Raw genomic sequence first — 14,907 nt, forward strand, 5'->3', positions numbered from 1 at the left:
GGCCTCCGCCCGGCCCGCCGCGACCAGTTCGCAGGCGGCCAGCAGCGCGGTGTAGTCGTCGACCACCGTCTCCGTACCGTCGTCCAGGTACTCCGTGTTGTGCTCCTCCAGGTGCCCGAAGGCGTCCAGGGCGGTGGCGAGGTAGTGCGCGGCGGGGAAGTCGCCGTGGTCGTCGAGGGTCGAGGCGCGGGCGAGGGCCGCGACGGCCAGGCCGCCGCCGTGGCGGTAGGCGGCCTGGTAGCGGTCGGTGCGGACGCAGTCGGGGAGCGGGGCGGTGACCACCCGCTCGTCCAGGCGCTTGGTGAGCGCGTCGAAGATGCCGGTGTAGAAGTAGCCCTCGGGCGCCCGGAAGCGGACCAGGAAGTCGGCGCCCCACAGCGCCTCGTCGCGCAGCCGGGCACCGAGCGAGCGCAGCAGCGCCGGGTGGTGCTCGGCCAGCGCGTCGCGCGCGGCCATCATCGCCCAGGCGCACAGCGGGGTCTGTTGCGGGCTCATGGTGCGGGTGTAGGTCAGGTGGCTGAGGAATTTGCTGGTGTCGCCGCTCGCGTCGAGCCAGCCGCCGCGCGCGTCCACCTGCCGGCCGCTGTCGTCGCCCCACAGCAGGGCGTGCCGGTCCTTGCGGTCGATCTCGCCGCTGGACCGCATGGCCTTGAAGTACGCCAGCACGTCGGACATGGTCTGCCGCTGGAGCCGGTCCGGGGCGATCTCGAAGGGCTCGGACACGGCTTCCCGGCCGTCGGCGTCCAGCAGCCGTACCGTCCAGCGGCCGGCCGGCAGGTCCCGGGGCAGTTCGACGCGGGCGTAGGGGCCGGTGCGCCAGCCGGGCACCGCCGTGACCGGTCCGGCGGTCAGCGCACGCGGTCCGCCGGGCCCGTCCAGTTCGACCCGGCGCGGCGGCCTGCCGTCCGGCAGTTCGGCCACGACGGCCTGCGCCGTGCCGAGCCCGTAGCCGAGATGCGCGGTGAGGATACGCGGCCCGCTGTTGTCTGCCCCCATGCCGAACCATCCTTTCACCCTTGTGACCTGGGGCTGAGCCTACAAGGGGTGATCGCGCGGGCGAGGGCGGGGCGGACGCTTCGTGCCGTCCGCCCCGCCCGTCGGCGCGAGTGGACGACCTCAGCGGTGGCCGTCGGACCGCTTGCGGTGCAGGGTGAAGTTCTCGAACACCGACAGCTCGCCGTTCGGCTTGTTCACGTTGTAGTACGTGACGTGCAGCCGGGTGGTGTCGCCGGCGAAGCGGCCCGGGTCGACGGTGAAGGCCGCGAAGCCGTAGGGGTGCTCGATGTCCCGCACGCCGATCCAGACCGCCTCCTCCTTGACGTAGGTGGAGGTGCGCTTGCCGCCGGCCGGCCGGGTGTCGGACACCGCGGTGATGACCTTTCCGGTGCCGTCCTTGAAGAACGACTGGTTGGTGGTGCCGGAGACACCGCCGCCGCCAAGGATCATGTGCACGGTGCCCAGCGAGGTGTCGATGTCGTCGGTCCGGGTGGACGACGGGTTCGGCGTCAGCGTCTCGCTGCCGCTCACCACGCCGCGGACCGACAGCGACCGCTCGTAGTTGTGCTCGTGGCCGCAGACGACCAGGTCCACGCTGTAACGGTCGAACAGCGGGCCGTACTTGGCGCGCAGCCCGAGGTCGGCGCCGTTGGCGTCGGAGGAGCTGATCATCACCTGGTGCATGGCGACGACGATCCAGTCGATGTCGCTGTCCTTGCGGGCCGCCTTCAACTCCCGCTCCAGGAAGGCCAGCTGGCGGCCGCCAGAGTAGCCGCTGACGTAGAGGTCGCCGCCGTCCTGCAGCGCGTTGTCGTCGTTCTGCAGCACGATCACGCGCACCGAGCCGGCGGTGAACGCGTACCACAGACCGGCCAGTTCGTCGTCGGTCTCGGTCGACGGCAGCTCGAAGTAGGTCTGGTAGGCGCCCAGGCCGATCGGGCCGTTGCCGCTCTCGATCTCGTGGTTGCCGGCGGCCGGCATCCACGGCCGGAAGCGGGCCGAACGGGTGTTGTTGGTGAAGAAGTTGTTCCAGGTGCGGACCCGGTCGATGTCCAGGTTGGCGTAGCACAGGTCGCCGTTGAGCAGGTGGAACAGCGGTGCGACCTGCTCCACGCCGGTCACGATGTCCTTCGTGGCGGGGGTGGAGTTGGCGTCCAGGGTCACCGAGCCGTCGGTCGCCCAGGTCACCTGCGGCGCCGACTGGTCGCCGAAGCTGGTGAAGGTCAGCGGCTGACGGCCGCGCGGCGCGGTCTTGAAGGTGCCGCTGTCCGGGGTGGCCCCGTCGTGCGAGACCAGGTAGAGGTAGTCGGTGCCCGGCCGCAGCTTGCTGATCAGCGCGTGGTGGACGTAGACCACCCGGCCCGACTTGCCGTCGGTGTAGGTCCGGGTCCGCGCGTTCGCGCCCTGGCCCAGGCCGTGCTCGATGGTGCCGTACAGCACCCGGGGGCGCTTGACCGGGCCGTCGGTGATCCAGGACACCACCATCTGGGTGCTGGGGTCCTTGCCGAAGGTCAGGTGCAGGCCCTGCACCGGCGAGGCGCCGCCGGCGTCGGGGGTGGGGTGGAAGGCCGGGGCGCCGGCCGGTTCGGCGGCGGCCGCCTGGCCCGCGGTCAGCAGCGGCGCGGCGACCGCGCCCACTCCCGCGGTACCGAGCAGGCCGACGGCGGTACGGCGGCTGAGGCGATCCCCGGACGGCTCCGGCGTGTCCAACTGTGCGACCATCGTTGCTCCTTGGCGCGGGAAAGGCTGAGAACGCGTCAACGCTGAGAACGCGTGAGGGCTGGGAACGCGTGAAGACTCCCGCCCTTCGGCGACGCCCAGTTGAACGCCGCCTTGCCGGATGCCGTCGGAACGCGATGTGACGGCACGACCGCAAAAGCGGCCAAGTCCCTTTACATGCAGACCCTCTCGTCCCAACCGGACCACCGGTCGCGACACGCCGCACCGGCTGGGGCTGTTCGCAACCCGTACGGCCTGCTTTCACCTGTACGACGCCGACCCGTAGCCTCGTGTCGCTGCTCTTGGGGCACATCTCTCCCGCTACGCCCTCCCACCCCTTGCGAAGAGGCCAGGTCAGTCATGTCTGAACTCAACCGGCGGCGCTTCCTGCAGATCGCCGGCGCCACCGCCGGCTTCACCGCCCTGTCCGGCAGCATCACCCGCGCCGCCGCCATCCCGGCCAGCCGCCGCACCGGCACCCTGAAGGACGTTGAGCACATCGTCGTCCTGATGCAGGAGAACCGGTCCTTCGACCACTACTTCGGCTCGATGCGCGGGGTGCGCGGCTTCGGCGACCCGCGCCCGGTGCGGCTGGCCGGCGGCAAGTCGGTGTGGCACCAGCCCGACGGAGCCGGCGAGGTCCTGCCGTACCACCCCGACGCCGACGACCTGGGCCTGCAGTTCATCGAGGGCCTCAACCACGAGTGGATCGGCAGCCACGCCGCGGTCAACGGCGGGAAGTACGACCAGTGGATCCCGGCCAAGTCGTCCGGCACCATGGCCTACCTGACCCGCGACGACATCCCCTTCCACTACGCGCTCGCCGACGCGTTCACCGTCTGCGACGCCTACCACTGCTCCTTCATCGGCGGCACCGACCCCAACCGCTACTACATGTGGACCGGTTACACCGGCAACGACGGCAAGGGCCGCGGCCCGGTACTGGACAACTCCGAGGCCGGCTACGCCTGGTCGACCTACCCCGAGCGGCTCGAGGACGCGGGTGTGTCCTGGAAGATCTACCAGGACATCGGCGACGGCCTGGACGCGGCCAACTCCTGGGGCTGGATCCCGGACGCCTACCGCGGCAACTACGGCGACAACTCGCTGCTCTACTTCGACCAGTACCGCAACGCCGAGCCCGGCGACGCCCTGTACGAAAAGGCCCGCACCGGCACCGACGCGGCGGCCGGCGACAGCTTCTTCGACGTGCTGCGCGCCGACGTCAAGGCCGGCACGCTGCCGCAGATCTCCTGGATCGCCGCGCCCGAGGCGTTCTCCGAGCACCCCAACTGGCCGGCCAACTCCGGCGCCTGGTACGTCTCGCAGGTCCTGGACGCGCTCACCTCCAACCCGGAGGTGTGGAGCAAGACCGCGCTGTTCATCACCTACGACGAGAACGACGGCTACTTCGACCACCTCGTACCGCCGATGGTCCTGCCCGGCGGGGCCTCCACGGCAGACACCTCGCTGGAGCTGTTCGCCGGCAACGCCACCTACGCGGCCGGTGCGTACGGGCTCGGCCAGCGGGTGCCGATGCTGGTGGTCTCACCGTGGAGCACCGGCGGCTACGTCTGCTCCGAGACCTTCGACCACACGTCGATCCTGCGCTTCATGGAGCGCCGCTTCGGGGTGAAGGAGCCCAACATCTCGGCCTGGCGCCGGGCGATCTGCGGCGACCTCACCTCCGCCTTCGACTTCGGCCTCCAGCAGGAGCGCCCGGTGCGGCTGCCCGGCACCGACGGCTACCAGCCCACCGACAACGACCGGCACGACAGCTTCGTGCCGGTGCCGCCCTCCCACCAGGTGCTGCCCAAGCAGGAGCGCGGCTCCCGCCCGGCCCGCCCGCTGGCGTACGTGCCGCTGGTCGACGCCGCGGTGGGCGCCGGGCACATCACCCTCAGCTTCGGCGGCGGCGCCGGGGCCGGCGCGGCCTTCCACGTCACCTCGGCCAACCGCGCCGACGGCCCCTGGTCGTACAGCACCGAGGCCGGCAAGAAGATCTCCGGCAGCTGGGACACCGCCGCCGAGCACGGTGCCTACGACCTGACCGTGCACGGCCCCAACGGCTTCCTGCGCGCCTTCCGGGGCTCGGCCGCCAAGGCCGGCGCCGAGGTGGCCGCCCGGCACGACGGCGGCCGCGGCCGGCTCGAGCTGACCTTCACCAACTCCGGCCACGACACGGTCCGTTTCACCGTCCGCAGCGCCTACGACGGCCGCCAGGAGGTGTACACGGTACGGGCCGGCCGCCGGGAGACACACACGGTGGACCTCGGCCGCAGCGAGCACTGGTACGACCTGACCGTGGGCAGCGACCGCGACGCGGCGTTCGGGCGGCGCTTCGCCGGGCACGTCGAGACCGGGCGTCCGGGGGTCAGCGACCCGGCGATCATCACGCACTGACGATCCGCCGGTGATCGGGTGATCGGGTGATCCGGTGATCCGGTGATCCGCCGAAAGCAACTGACGTACCGTCACCCTTGAGCGGGCGGCGCCGGATTCAGCGGCGCCGCCCGCCCACGGCGTACCGGGCGGGCGAGATGCCCAGATGCCGGGTGAAGTGCCGGTTGAGATGGGCCTGGTCGTAGAAGCCGACCGCCGCGGCGACATCCGCCGGCCGGCCGCCGGCCAGCAGCAGCCGGCGTGCCCGGTCGATGCGGCGGCCGGTCAGATAGGTGTGCGGCGGCAGCCCGTAGGACCGCGAGAAGCTGCGGATCAGATGCGTGGGGTGCGCGTGCAGGATCGCGGTGGCCTCGTCCATGGTCAGGCCCTCGCCCAGCCGGGCGTCCAGCAGTTCGCGCAGCCGCGCCGCCAGCCGGTCGCCCTCCCGCCCCGGCTCCCGCACCCGCTGCGCGTCCAGGTGGACCAGCAGCCGCTCGCGGACGAAGGCCAGCCGCGACTCGGCCTCCAGCGCGTCCCCCTCGTGGCGCAGTGCCGCGTGCAGCCGGTGCACCCGGTCGTGCAGCAGCGCGTCGCCCAGGATCGGACCGTCGACCGCGGTGCCGGCCAGCCGGGCCGGCAGCACCGCCGTGCTCAGATAGACGACCCGCTTGCGAAAGCCCCGCGGATGGACGGTGCGGCCGTCGTGCGGGACGCCCGGCGGCAGCAGCACCACCCGGCCGGCGTCCGTCGCGTCGTGCCGCTTGCGGTCCAGCGCGAAGTCCACCATGCCGTCGTCCAGCAGCATCAGGTCCCAGGTGTCATGGGTGTGCACCGGATAGGCGTGGTCGGTGAAGCGGGCGTGCAGCACCTCGGTGATCCCCGCCACGGCGGGCCGCCAGGCCCGCACCTCGGAATCCGGACGCGCAGCGTTCACCGCACACCCTCCTTCGTCTTGCCTCGCGGCAGCAACGTACAAGCCCCGGCCCCGGCCGATGCGGCAGGCTGGGGGCATGACCGACATCATCAAGCCTGCCACCGCGGTGAACATCGGGGCGAAGCTGGCGCTGTTCGCCGAGCAGTGGTCGCCGCACCGGATCGCCGGGATCAACGACTACGACGTGAAGATCGCCAAGGTGCAGGGCGAATTCGTCTGGCACACCCATGAGGAGACCGATGAGCTCTTCCTGGTGATCAGCGGCCTGCTGACCATCCAGCTGCGCGACGGGGACGTGACCGTGCGTCCCGGCGAGATCTACGTGGTGCCCCGCGGTGTCGAGCACTGCCCGCGCGCCGAGGAGGAGACCGCGATCCTGCTGCTGGAACCGGCCGGCACCGTCAACACCGGCAGCGCGGGCGGCCCGCGCACCCGGGAGCCGGTCCCGCTGGACTGACCGGTGCGGCGGGCCGGGCCTCAGCCGCCGGGGCGGCCGGCCACCCGGCCGATCCGCCCGGCGGAGGTCAGCAGTACCTCCTGCAGGACGCGGGCGGCGCGCGGCGGGGCCACGTCGCTGCGGTGGGCGAGGGCCACGGTGCGGTGCAGGCCCGGGCGGGCCAGGGGCGTCACGCGCAGCCCGGGTCCGGCCCGGTCGGCGACCATGGTGGGGACGACGCCGACCCCCAGCCCGGCGCGCACGAAGCCGAGCACCGCGTCCATCTCGCCGCCCTCGACGGTGAAGTACGGTTCGAAGCCCGCCGCCCGGCAGGCCGCCAGCGTCAGGTCCCGCAGGTCGTAGCCGTGCCGGAACATCACCATCGGCCGCCCCGCCAGATCGGCGATCCGCACCGGGGAGCGCGGGGCCGGCGCCTCGGCGGAGGAGACCACCACCAGCTCCTCCTGGAACAGCTCCACCGTGGTCAGCGCGGGCGACGGGCTCGGCAGCGGCAGCACCACCAGCGCCAGGTCCAGTGCGCCACGGGCCAGCTCCCGCACCAGGTCGTGCGAGCCGCCCTCCTCGATCAGCAGCCGGATGCCCGGGTGCTGGTCGTGGAAGGAGCGCAGCACGTCCGGCAGCAGGCCGGTGCACAGGCTCGGCGTCGCCCCCAGCCGTACCCGCCCCCGGGTCAGCCGGGCCAGCTCCAGCACCTCGTGCCGCGCGGTGTCGGCGTCGGCGAGGATCCGCCGGGCCAGCGGCAGCAGCGCCTCGCCGGCGTCGGTGAGCGTGATGTTGCCGCGGGCCCGGCTGAACAGCTCCGCGCCCAGTTCCTTCTCCAGCGCCCGGACCTGCTGGGACAGCGACGGCTGCGAGACGTGCACCGCCTCGGCGGCCCGGGTGAAGTGCCGGCTGTCCGCGACGGCCACGAAGTACGCCAGCTGCTGGAACTGCATGCCTGCCATCGTACCCACTCCATAGGGCCGTCCTATGGAGACCAGCTTGATCATGTCTTGGACCACTGCTGGCCTCCGGCCGTAGCGTCGTGCCCATGGCACTGGCAACGCGGACGGACCGGCGGCCGTCGATGGCGCGGACGGTGTGGGACTCCACCGTCGGCAAGAAGACGATCATGGCGGTGAGCGGCCTGATCATGCTGCTCTACCTGATCGCCCACATGTACGGCAATCTGAAGATCTTCTTCGGTCCCGGCACCTTCAACGGCTACGCCCACTGGCTGCGCACCATCGGCGAACCCGTCCTGCACTACGAGTGGGCCCTGTGGATCATCCGCGTGGTGCTGGTCGCCGCGGTCGTCGCGCACGGCGTGTGCGCGTACCAGCTCAGCCGCCGCGACCTGAAGGCCCGCCCGGTCGGCTACGCCCACCGCCGGGCCCGCACCAGCTACGCCACCCGCACCATGCGCTGGGGCGGGGTGATCCTGGCGCTGTTCATCGTCTGGCACCTGCTGGACTTCACCACCTTGACGGTGAACCGCAACGCCCAGCCCGGCCACCCCTACCAGAACGTCGAGGCGACCTTCCACACCTGGTACGGCGACGTCATCTACATCGTCGCCATGCTCGCCCTCGGCCTGCACATCCAGCACGGCTTCTGGAGCGCCGCGCAGACCCTCGGCGCCGGCAGCGCCACCCGCGACCGCGCGCTGAAGGCCACCGGAAACATCCTCGCCGTCCTGCTGACGGCCGGCTTCATCGCGGTCCCGGTCGGGGTCATGACCGGCGTCGTCCACTGAACAGGCCGCGAACCGCCGAGAACCGCCGCGAACCGCCGAGAACCGACCGAGGGAACGGACCCATGAACGACTTCACGCGGTACGCGACCGGCGCCCCCGTCGCCGACACCACCGCCCCCGAAGGACCCATCGCCGAACGCTGGGACACCCGCCGCTTCACCGCCAAGCTGGTCAACCCCGCCAACCGCCGCAAGCACACGGTGATCGTCGTCGGCACCGGACTGGCCGGCGGCTCGGCCGGCGCCACCCTGGCCGAACAGGGCTACCACGTCGTCCAGTTCTGCTATCAGGACTCCCCGCGCCGCGCGCACTCCATCGCCGCCCAGGGCGGCATCAACGCCGCCAAGAACTACCGCAACGACGGCGACTCGGTGCACCGGCTGTTCTACGACACCGTCAAGGGCGGCGACTTCCGCGCCCGCGAGTCCAACGTCCACCGCCTGGCGCAGATCTCGGTGGAGATCATCGACCAGTGCGTGGCCCAGGGCGTGCCCTTCGCCCGCGAGTACGGCGGCCTGCTCGACACCCGCTCCTTCGGCGGCGTCCAGGTCTCCCGGACCTTCTACGCCCGCGGCCAGACCGGCCAGCAACTGCTGCTCGGCGCCTACCAGGCGCTGTCCCGGCAGATCGCGGCCGGCAACGTCGAGATGCACCCGCGCACCGAGATGCTCGACCTCGTCGTGGTGGACGGCCGGGCGCGCGGCGTCGTGGTGCGCGACCTGATCACCGGCGAGATCGGCACCTACGTCGCCGACGCCGTGGTGCTGGCCAGCGGCGGCTACGGCAACGTCTTCCACCTGTCGACCAACGCGGTGAACTCCAACGCCACCGCCATCTGGCGGGCGCACCGGCGCGGCGCCTACTTCGCCAACCCCTGCTTCACCCAGATCCACCCCACCTGCATCCCGCGCACCGGCGAGCACCAGTCCAAGCTCACCTTGATGAGCGAGTCGCTGCGCAACGACGGCCGCATCTGGGTGCCGCAGGCCCCGGGCGACACCCGGCCGCCCGGCGAGATCCCCGAGGCCGAGCGCGACTACTACCTGGAGCGGATCTACCCCGCCTTCGGCAACCTCGTCCCGCGCGACATCGCCTCCCGCGCCGCCAAGAACGTCTGCGACCAGGGCCGCGGCGTCGGCCCCGGCGGCCAGGGCGTCTACCTGGACTTCGCCGACGCCATCGCCCGGATGGGCCGCCGGGCGGTCGCGGAGAAGTACGGCAACCTCTTCGAGATGTACGAGCGCATCACCGCGGAGAACCCGTACGAGGTCCCGATGCGGATCTACCCGGCCGTGCACTACACCATGGGCGGCCTGTGGGTGGACTACGACCTGCAGACCACCATTCCCGGCCTGTTCGCGATCGGCGAGGCCAACTTCTCCGACCACGGCGCCAACCGGCTCGGCGCCTCCGCGCTCATGCAGGGCCTGGCCGACGGCTACTTCGTGCTGCCGGCCACCATCAACGACTACCTCGCCCGCCACCCCCGCCAGGACACGCCCGACGCCTCCCACCCGGACATCGTGCGGGCCGTCGCCGAGACCCGCGACCGGCTGCGCCGGCTGGTGGGCGTCGACGGCGACCGCACCGCTGACTCCTTCCACCGCGAACTCGGTGAACTCATGTGGGAGTACTGCGGCATGGCCCGCTCCGAAGCGGGCCTGCGCAAGGCCCTGGAGCGCATCCCGCAGATCCGCGCGGAGTTCTGGCGCCGGATCAAAGTGCCCGGCACCGAGGCCGAGTTCAACCAGTCGCTGGAACGCGCCAACCGCGTCGTCGACTACCTCGAACTCGCCGAGCTGATGTGCCTGGACGCACTGCACCGCGCCGAATCCTGCGGCGGCCACTTCCGCGAGGAGTCCCAGACACCCGACGGCGAGGCCGCCCGCCAGGACGACGCCTTCTCCTACGCCGCCGCCTGGGAGTTCACCGGCAGTGGCACGGCCCCTGTCCTGCACAAGGAAGACCTCGTCTTCGAGTACGTCCACCCCACCCAGCGGAGCTACGCATGAGGCTCACCCTGCGCGTCTGGCGGCAGCGGTCCGCCGGCGCCCCCGGCGCCATGACGGCCTACCCGGTCGACGGCATCTCACCGGACATGTCCTTCCTCGAAGTCCTCGACACCCTCAACGAGCGGCTCACCTTGACCGGCGAGCAGCCGGTCGCCTTCGACCACGACTGCCGCGAGGGCATCTGCGGCGCGTGCAGCCTCGTCATCAACGGCGAGGCCCACGGCCCGGAACGCACCACCAGCTGCCAGCTGCACATGCGGTCCTTCACCGACGGCGACACCATCGACGTCGAACCCTGGCGTGCGGCGGCCTTCCCGGTGATCCGCGATCTCGTCGTCGACCGCGGCGCCTTCGACCGGATCATCCAGGCCGGCGGCTACGTCAGCGTCCCCACCGGCGCGGCCCCGGAGGCCCACGCCACAGCGGTGCCGAAGGCCGACGCCGACCGCGCCTTCGAACACGCCGAGTGCATCGGCTGCGGCGCCTGCGTGGCCGCCTGCCCCAACGGCTCGGCGAGCCTGTTCACCTCGGCGAAGATCAACCACCTGGGCGCCCTGCCGCAGGGCGGCCCCGAACGCGAGACCCGGGTGCTGGACATGGTCGCCCAGATGGACGCCGAGGGCTTCGGCGGCTGCACGCTGGCCGGCGAGTGCGCCACCGCCTGCCCCAAGGGCATCCCGCTCACCTCGATCACCGCGATGAACAAGGAGTGGCTGCGCGCCAACCGCAAGGTCAGCCGGGACTAAGGGCTGTCCCGCAATCCCCGGCGGGCGCGCGACGACAGCTACGGCACCTCGCTGCGTTGTCAGGCCCGTCCGAATACGACCCGGTATGAGGACGACCTCCCCCAGCTATCGCTGGGAGGTGCCCCCACCGCCTTGCGATGCACCGCATCTGACGCCGCACGCTGATCCACCGCGGATTACGGGACAGCCCTTAGCTCGACGTCGTCGGGAACCGGGTCCGTCAAGGGCGTCAGGCCCCGAGGTCCTTCGCGGCCCAGATGGTCTTGCCGTTCTCGGTGTACCGGGTGCCCCAGCGGTCCGCGAGCCGGCCGACCAGATACAGGCCGCGGCCGCCCTCGTCCAGCGGGTCGGCGTGGCGCGGGTGCGGCGAGGTGCTGCTGCCGTCGGAGATCTCGCAGATCAGCGAGTCGTCCCGGATCAGCCGGATGCCGACCGGCCCCTCGGCGTGCCGGACCGCGTTGGTGACCAGCTCGCTGACCACCATCTCGATGGCGAAGGCGGACTCGCCCAGTCCCCACCGCGCCAGCTGCGCCGACACCGCGGCCCGCGCGGCCGGCACCACCTCGGGCGAGGCCGGGAACTCCCAGCCGGCCACATGCCTCGGGTCCAGGACCCGGGTCCTGGCCAGCAGCAGCGCCAAGTCGTCCTCGTCCGTGGCGGACAACGTGGTCAGGATCTGGTCGCACAGAAGCTGCAGCGGGGCGTCGGCGGGCACGATCGCCGCCGCCAGCCCGGCGATCGCCTGATCGGCCTCGCGGTGGCGCAGACCCAGCAGACCGTCGGTGTAGAGCGCGATCAAGGTGCCCTCGGGGAGGGTGCGCCGGGCCACCTCGAAGGGCGCGCTGCCGAAGCCCAGCGGCGGGTTGCCGGTCGGCGCTGCCACCTCGACCCGGCCGTCGGGGGTCACGAACACCGGGGGCGCGTGGCCGGCGCTGGCGATGTCGCACTGCCGGGAGATCGGGTCGTAGACCATGTAGAGGCAGCTGGCGACCAGTTCGACCTCGGCCGCGTCGTGGCTCATCCGCTGCACCATCTCGTCCATCCGGGCCAGCACCTCGTCCGGCATCAGGTCCAGATCGGCCAGGGTGTGCAGCGCGGTCCGCATCCGGCCCATCGTCGCGGCGGCGTTGACCCCGTGCCCCACCACGTCCCCCACGACCAGCGCGACCCGGGCGCCCGACAGCCGGATCACATCGAACCAGTCGCCGCCCACCCCCGCGTCCGAGTCGGCGGGCACATAGCGGTGCCCGACCGCCACCGCGCTGCAGTCGGGGAACTTCCGGGGGAGCAGTCCGCGCTGGAGGGCGAGAGCGATGTCCCGGCTCCGGCGCAGCTCCTTCTCCCGGATCCGCAGATGGCTGAGGACCACGCCGAGCACTGCCGCGGCGGTGACCAGGCCGAGCTTGATCGCCCAGATGGCGGCGCCGTTGTCCTCGAGCGCCGATCGCAGCATGGCGAACGCCCCGACGGACATCGCGCCGATCACGGCGGTCAGCAGGACGCCGTAGATCGAGGCTGCCAGCAGCGGCACCAGCGCCAGGAGCAGCCCGTAGTGGCCGCCGGGGCTGATCACCGCGATGGTCACCGCCGCGACGGCCAGCAGCACCAGCGGCGAGGCGTACTTCAGCGCCAGGGCCGGAGTCGTCTCCCGGCGAGCCCGGGCCCGCTTTCCCGGGCTCGCGACCGCGGTCGGATCCATGGCCGTCCCACTCCGGCGCCCGCGCTGCGCGACGCACTCTTTGTCTGGTTCTGCCCGATAGGTGGCATCTCAGACTACCGTGCGGACCCGGGCGGAACCCGTGGTGATGCCACCGCCGGGCGGCGCCCGCCCCGGCGGCGCTTGACCCGGCCGGGCCCATCTGCCTACGGTCGGCACAGCGGATGAACAGACCGGTCTACCCAATCGGAGAGTGTCATGGAACGCACCGTCCTCACGCCGGGCCCCGACCACCCGATCACCGTCGAACCCACCGGGGACCGCGTCGTGGTCCGCGCCGGGGGCCAGGTGATCGCCGAGACCACCCGCGCGCTCACCTTGCAGGAGAGCGACTACCCGCCCGTGCAGTACATCCCGCTGCAGGATATCGCCGACGGGGTGCTGCACCGCACCGACAGCCAGACCTACTGCCCCTACAAGGGCGACGCCTCCTACTACACGCTGACCGCCGGCGGCAGCGAGATCACGGACGCGGTCTGGACGTACGAGACGCCCTACGAGGCGGTCGGCGCGATCGCCGGGCACGTCGCGTTCTACCCCCAGCACGTCGAAGTCGGCCTCGGGGACGACGCCTGAGGACGGTGCGGCGGGCACACTCCCGGAATGGGTGAGAACAAGAGGCGGATGCTGGCCGGCGACTGGTACCTCGCGGACGACGAGGAACTGGCCGCCGACAGCCTCCGGCGCACGCGGCTGTGCCGCGCCTACAACGCCACCGACGACCAGGGCGAACGCCTAAGGCTGCTGGGCGAGTTGCTCGGCTCGGTCGGCGAGGGCGCCCGCATCCGCCCGCCGTTCCAGTGCGACTACGGCCACCTCATCAGCATCGGCGCCCGCACCTTCGTGAACTTCGGCGCGATCTTCCTGGACGCGGCCCCGATCAGCGTCGGCGCCGACGTACAGATCGGCCCCAACGTGCAACTGCTCACGCCCACCCAGGAGTTGGACACCGAGCGGCGCCGCGCCGGCTGGGAGAGGGCGCTGCCGGTCACCATCGGCGACAACGTGTGGCTGGGCGGCGGAGTGATCGTCTGCCCCGGGGTGACGATCGGCGCCGACACCGTGGTCGGCGCCGGATCAGTCGTCACCAAGGACCTGCCCGCCGGGGTGCTCGCGGTCGGCAATCCGGCCCGCGTGATCCGATCCCTGCGGGCGCCGACCGCCTGACCCGCCGTCCTCAGCCGCGCGGCGCCGGCCCGGTCGACTCCCGCAGCACCAACTGGGTCGCCAACTCGACATGCAGGGTGTCCACGGTGTGCCGGTCCAGCAGGCGCATCAGCAACGAGACCGCCATCCGCCCCATCTCCTCCAGCGGCTGCCGCACCGTCGTCAGCCGCGGCACCGTACTGCGGCTGAGATACGTGTCGTCGAAGCCGGTGACCGACAGGTCCTCCGGTATCCGCAAGCCCCGCTCGTAGGCCGAACGCAGCGCGCCCACCGCGGCCTTGTCGTTGAACGCCACCAGCGCGGTGGGACGGTCCGGCAGGTCGAGGAGTTCGCACGCGGCGACATAACCCCAGTCCGCGGTCGGCTCGATGCTGCGCAGCAGCTCCGGCGAGGGCAGCACGCCGGCGTCCGCGAGCGCGGAGGTGTGGCCGGCCAGCCGGGACTGCCCGGCCAGCCAGTCGCCGGGGCCGCCGATCACGCCGATCCTGCGGTGCCCCATCGCCACCAGATGGGCGCTGACGCTGCGCGCCGCCGTCAGGTGCGCCGCGGAGACCGACGCGATGTCGGGCGGCAGCGGGGTCCGCGGATCGACCACCACGAACGGGAAGTCCTGCGCCCGCAGCGCCTCCAGCTCCTTTTCCGGCTCCGGCGGCACGATCAGCACCGCGCCCGCGATCCCCGGATCGTTCGGCAGGCTCGGCAGCACCTGGATCTCCCGCGCCGCGTCCCCCGCGCTCAGCAGCACCCGCCGGCCGTGCAGGTCCAGCGTCTCGGCGATCGAGGAGACGATCACCCCGAAGTAGTCGGTGAGCACATACGGGCAGCGGACGTAGATCGCGCCGTGCGCGGTGCCGCGCCTGGCCGGCGCCGGCGCACCCAGCCGGGCCACCGCCTTGCGCACCGACTCCTGGGTGTCGGGGGCCACATGGGCGTGACCGTTCATCACCCGTGACACGGTGGCGATCGATACGCCGGCCTCCGCCGCGATGGCGCGGACCGTGGCGCGCGACCCCTGCTGCCTAGTCACGTGTTACACGGTTTC

General features: G+C 71.9%; 13 protein-coding genes. 7 read left to right on the plus strand and 6 right to left on the minus strand.

Going from position 1 to position 14,907, the window contains the following annotated elements; translation table 11 throughout:
• Positions 1 to 996, minus strand: a 996-nt coding sequence (locus tag GA0115240_RS12140) for a glycoside hydrolase family 9 protein (RefSeq protein WP_176725049.1), incomplete at its 3' end; no start/stop codon positions are given.
• 120 nt (positions 997 to 1,116) lie between these two features.
• Positions 1,117 to 2,718, minus strand: a complete 1,602-nt coding sequence (locus tag GA0115240_RS12145) for a purple acid phosphatase family protein (protein ID WP_093736691.1) — start codon at positions 2,716 to 2,718, stop codon at positions 1,117 to 1,119.
• A 357-nt stretch (positions 2,719 to 3,075) separates the two neighbouring features.
• Between GA0115240_RS12145 and GA0115240_RS12150 the strand changes: the two genes are divergently transcribed.
• Positions 3,076 to 5,118, plus strand: coding sequence for a phosphocholine-specific phospholipase C (locus GA0115240_RS12150; RefSeq protein WP_093736692.1), 2,043 nt, complete (start codon positions 3,076 to 3,078; stop codon positions 5,116 to 5,118).
• A 97-nt stretch (positions 5,119 to 5,215) separates the two neighbouring features.
• Here GA0115240_RS12150 and GA0115240_RS12155 read toward each other — a convergent pair whose 3' ends face one another.
• On the minus strand, positions 5,216 to 6,031 hold the full coding sequence (locus GA0115240_RS12155; RefSeq protein WP_256069779.1) for a helix-turn-helix transcriptional regulator: 816 nt from the start codon (positions 6,029 to 6,031) through the stop codon (positions 5,216 to 5,218).
• Positions 6,032 to 6,107: 76 nt separating this feature from the next.
• Here GA0115240_RS12155 and GA0115240_RS12160 point away from each other — a divergent pair, with 76 nt between their 5' ends.
• Positions 6,108 to 6,488, plus strand: a complete 381-nt coding sequence (locus GA0115240_RS12160) for a cupin domain-containing protein (protein ID WP_093736694.1) — start codon at positions 6,108 to 6,110, stop codon at positions 6,486 to 6,488.
• Between the two features lie 20 nt (positions 6,489 to 6,508).
• Here the strand turns inward: GA0115240_RS12160 and GA0115240_RS12165 are convergent, their stop codons facing one another.
• Positions 6,509 to 7,423 carry a LysR family transcriptional regulator gene (locus GA0115240_RS12165; RefSeq protein ID WP_093736706.1) on the minus strand — a complete coding sequence of 305 codons (915 nt, stop codon included), beginning with the start codon at positions 7,421 to 7,423 and terminating at the stop codon, positions 6,509 to 6,511.
• A 95-nt stretch (positions 7,424 to 7,518) separates the two neighbouring features.
• Here GA0115240_RS12165 and GA0115240_RS12170 point away from each other — a divergent pair, with 95 nt between their 5' ends.
• From GA0115240_RS12170 to GA0115240_RS12180, 3 genes are all read left to right on the plus strand, one after another.
• Positions 7,519 to 8,223 carry a succinate dehydrogenase cytochrome b subunit gene (locus GA0115240_RS12170; RefSeq protein ID WP_093736695.1) on the plus strand — a complete coding sequence of 235 codons (705 nt, stop codon included), beginning with the start codon at positions 7,519 to 7,521 and terminating at the stop codon, positions 8,221 to 8,223.
• Positions 8,224 to 8,285: 62 nt separating this feature from the next.
• Positions 8,286 to 10,235 (plus strand): fumarate reductase/succinate dehydrogenase flavoprotein subunit, encoded by a 1,950-nt coding sequence (locus GA0115240_RS12175; protein WP_093736696.1) that lies wholly within the window; start codon positions 8,286 to 8,288, stop codon positions 10,233 to 10,235.
• Positions 10,232 to 10,981 (plus strand): succinate dehydrogenase/fumarate reductase iron-sulfur subunit, encoded by a 750-nt coding sequence (locus GA0115240_RS12180; protein ID WP_093736697.1) that lies wholly within the window; start codon positions 10,232 to 10,234, stop codon positions 10,979 to 10,981. Before GA0115240_RS12175 ends, GA0115240_RS12180 begins: the two co-directional genes overlap by 4 nt.
• A 229-nt stretch (positions 10,982 to 11,210) precedes the next feature.
• Here the strand turns inward: GA0115240_RS12180 and GA0115240_RS12185 are convergent, their stop codons facing one another.
• Complete coding sequence (locus GA0115240_RS12185; RefSeq protein ID WP_093736698.1) at positions 11,211 to 12,680, minus strand: ATP-binding SpoIIE family protein phosphatase; 1,470 nt, start codon at positions 12,678 to 12,680, stop codon at positions 11,211 to 11,213.
• A 216-nt stretch (positions 12,681 to 12,896) separates the two neighbouring features.
• Here GA0115240_RS12185 and GA0115240_RS12190 point away from each other — a divergent pair, with 216 nt between their 5' ends.
• Positions 12,897 to 13,274, plus strand: coding sequence for a DUF427 domain-containing protein (locus GA0115240_RS12190; RefSeq protein WP_093736699.1), 378 nt, complete (start codon positions 12,897 to 12,899; stop codon positions 13,272 to 13,274).
• A 27-nt stretch (positions 13,275 to 13,301) separates the two neighbouring features.
• The gene (locus GA0115240_RS12195; RefSeq protein ID WP_093736700.1) at positions 13,302 to 13,865 is read left to right on the plus strand and encodes a sugar O-acetyltransferase; all 564 of its coding nucleotides are present in this window, start codon (positions 13,302 to 13,304) and stop codon (positions 13,863 to 13,865) included.
• 10 nt (positions 13,866 to 13,875) lie between these two features.
• Here the strand turns inward: GA0115240_RS12195 and GA0115240_RS12200 are convergent, their stop codons facing one another.
• On the minus strand, positions 13,876 to 14,892 hold the full coding sequence (locus GA0115240_RS12200; RefSeq protein WP_093736701.1) for a LacI family DNA-binding transcriptional regulator: 1,017 nt from the start codon (positions 14,890 to 14,892) through the stop codon (positions 13,876 to 13,878).
• Positions 14,893 to 14,907 lie beyond the last annotated feature (15 nt).

This window comes from Streptomyces sp. DvalAA-14, assembly GCF_900091855.1.
GTDB lineage: Bacteria > Actinomycetota > Actinomycetes > Streptomycetales > Streptomycetaceae > Actinacidiphila.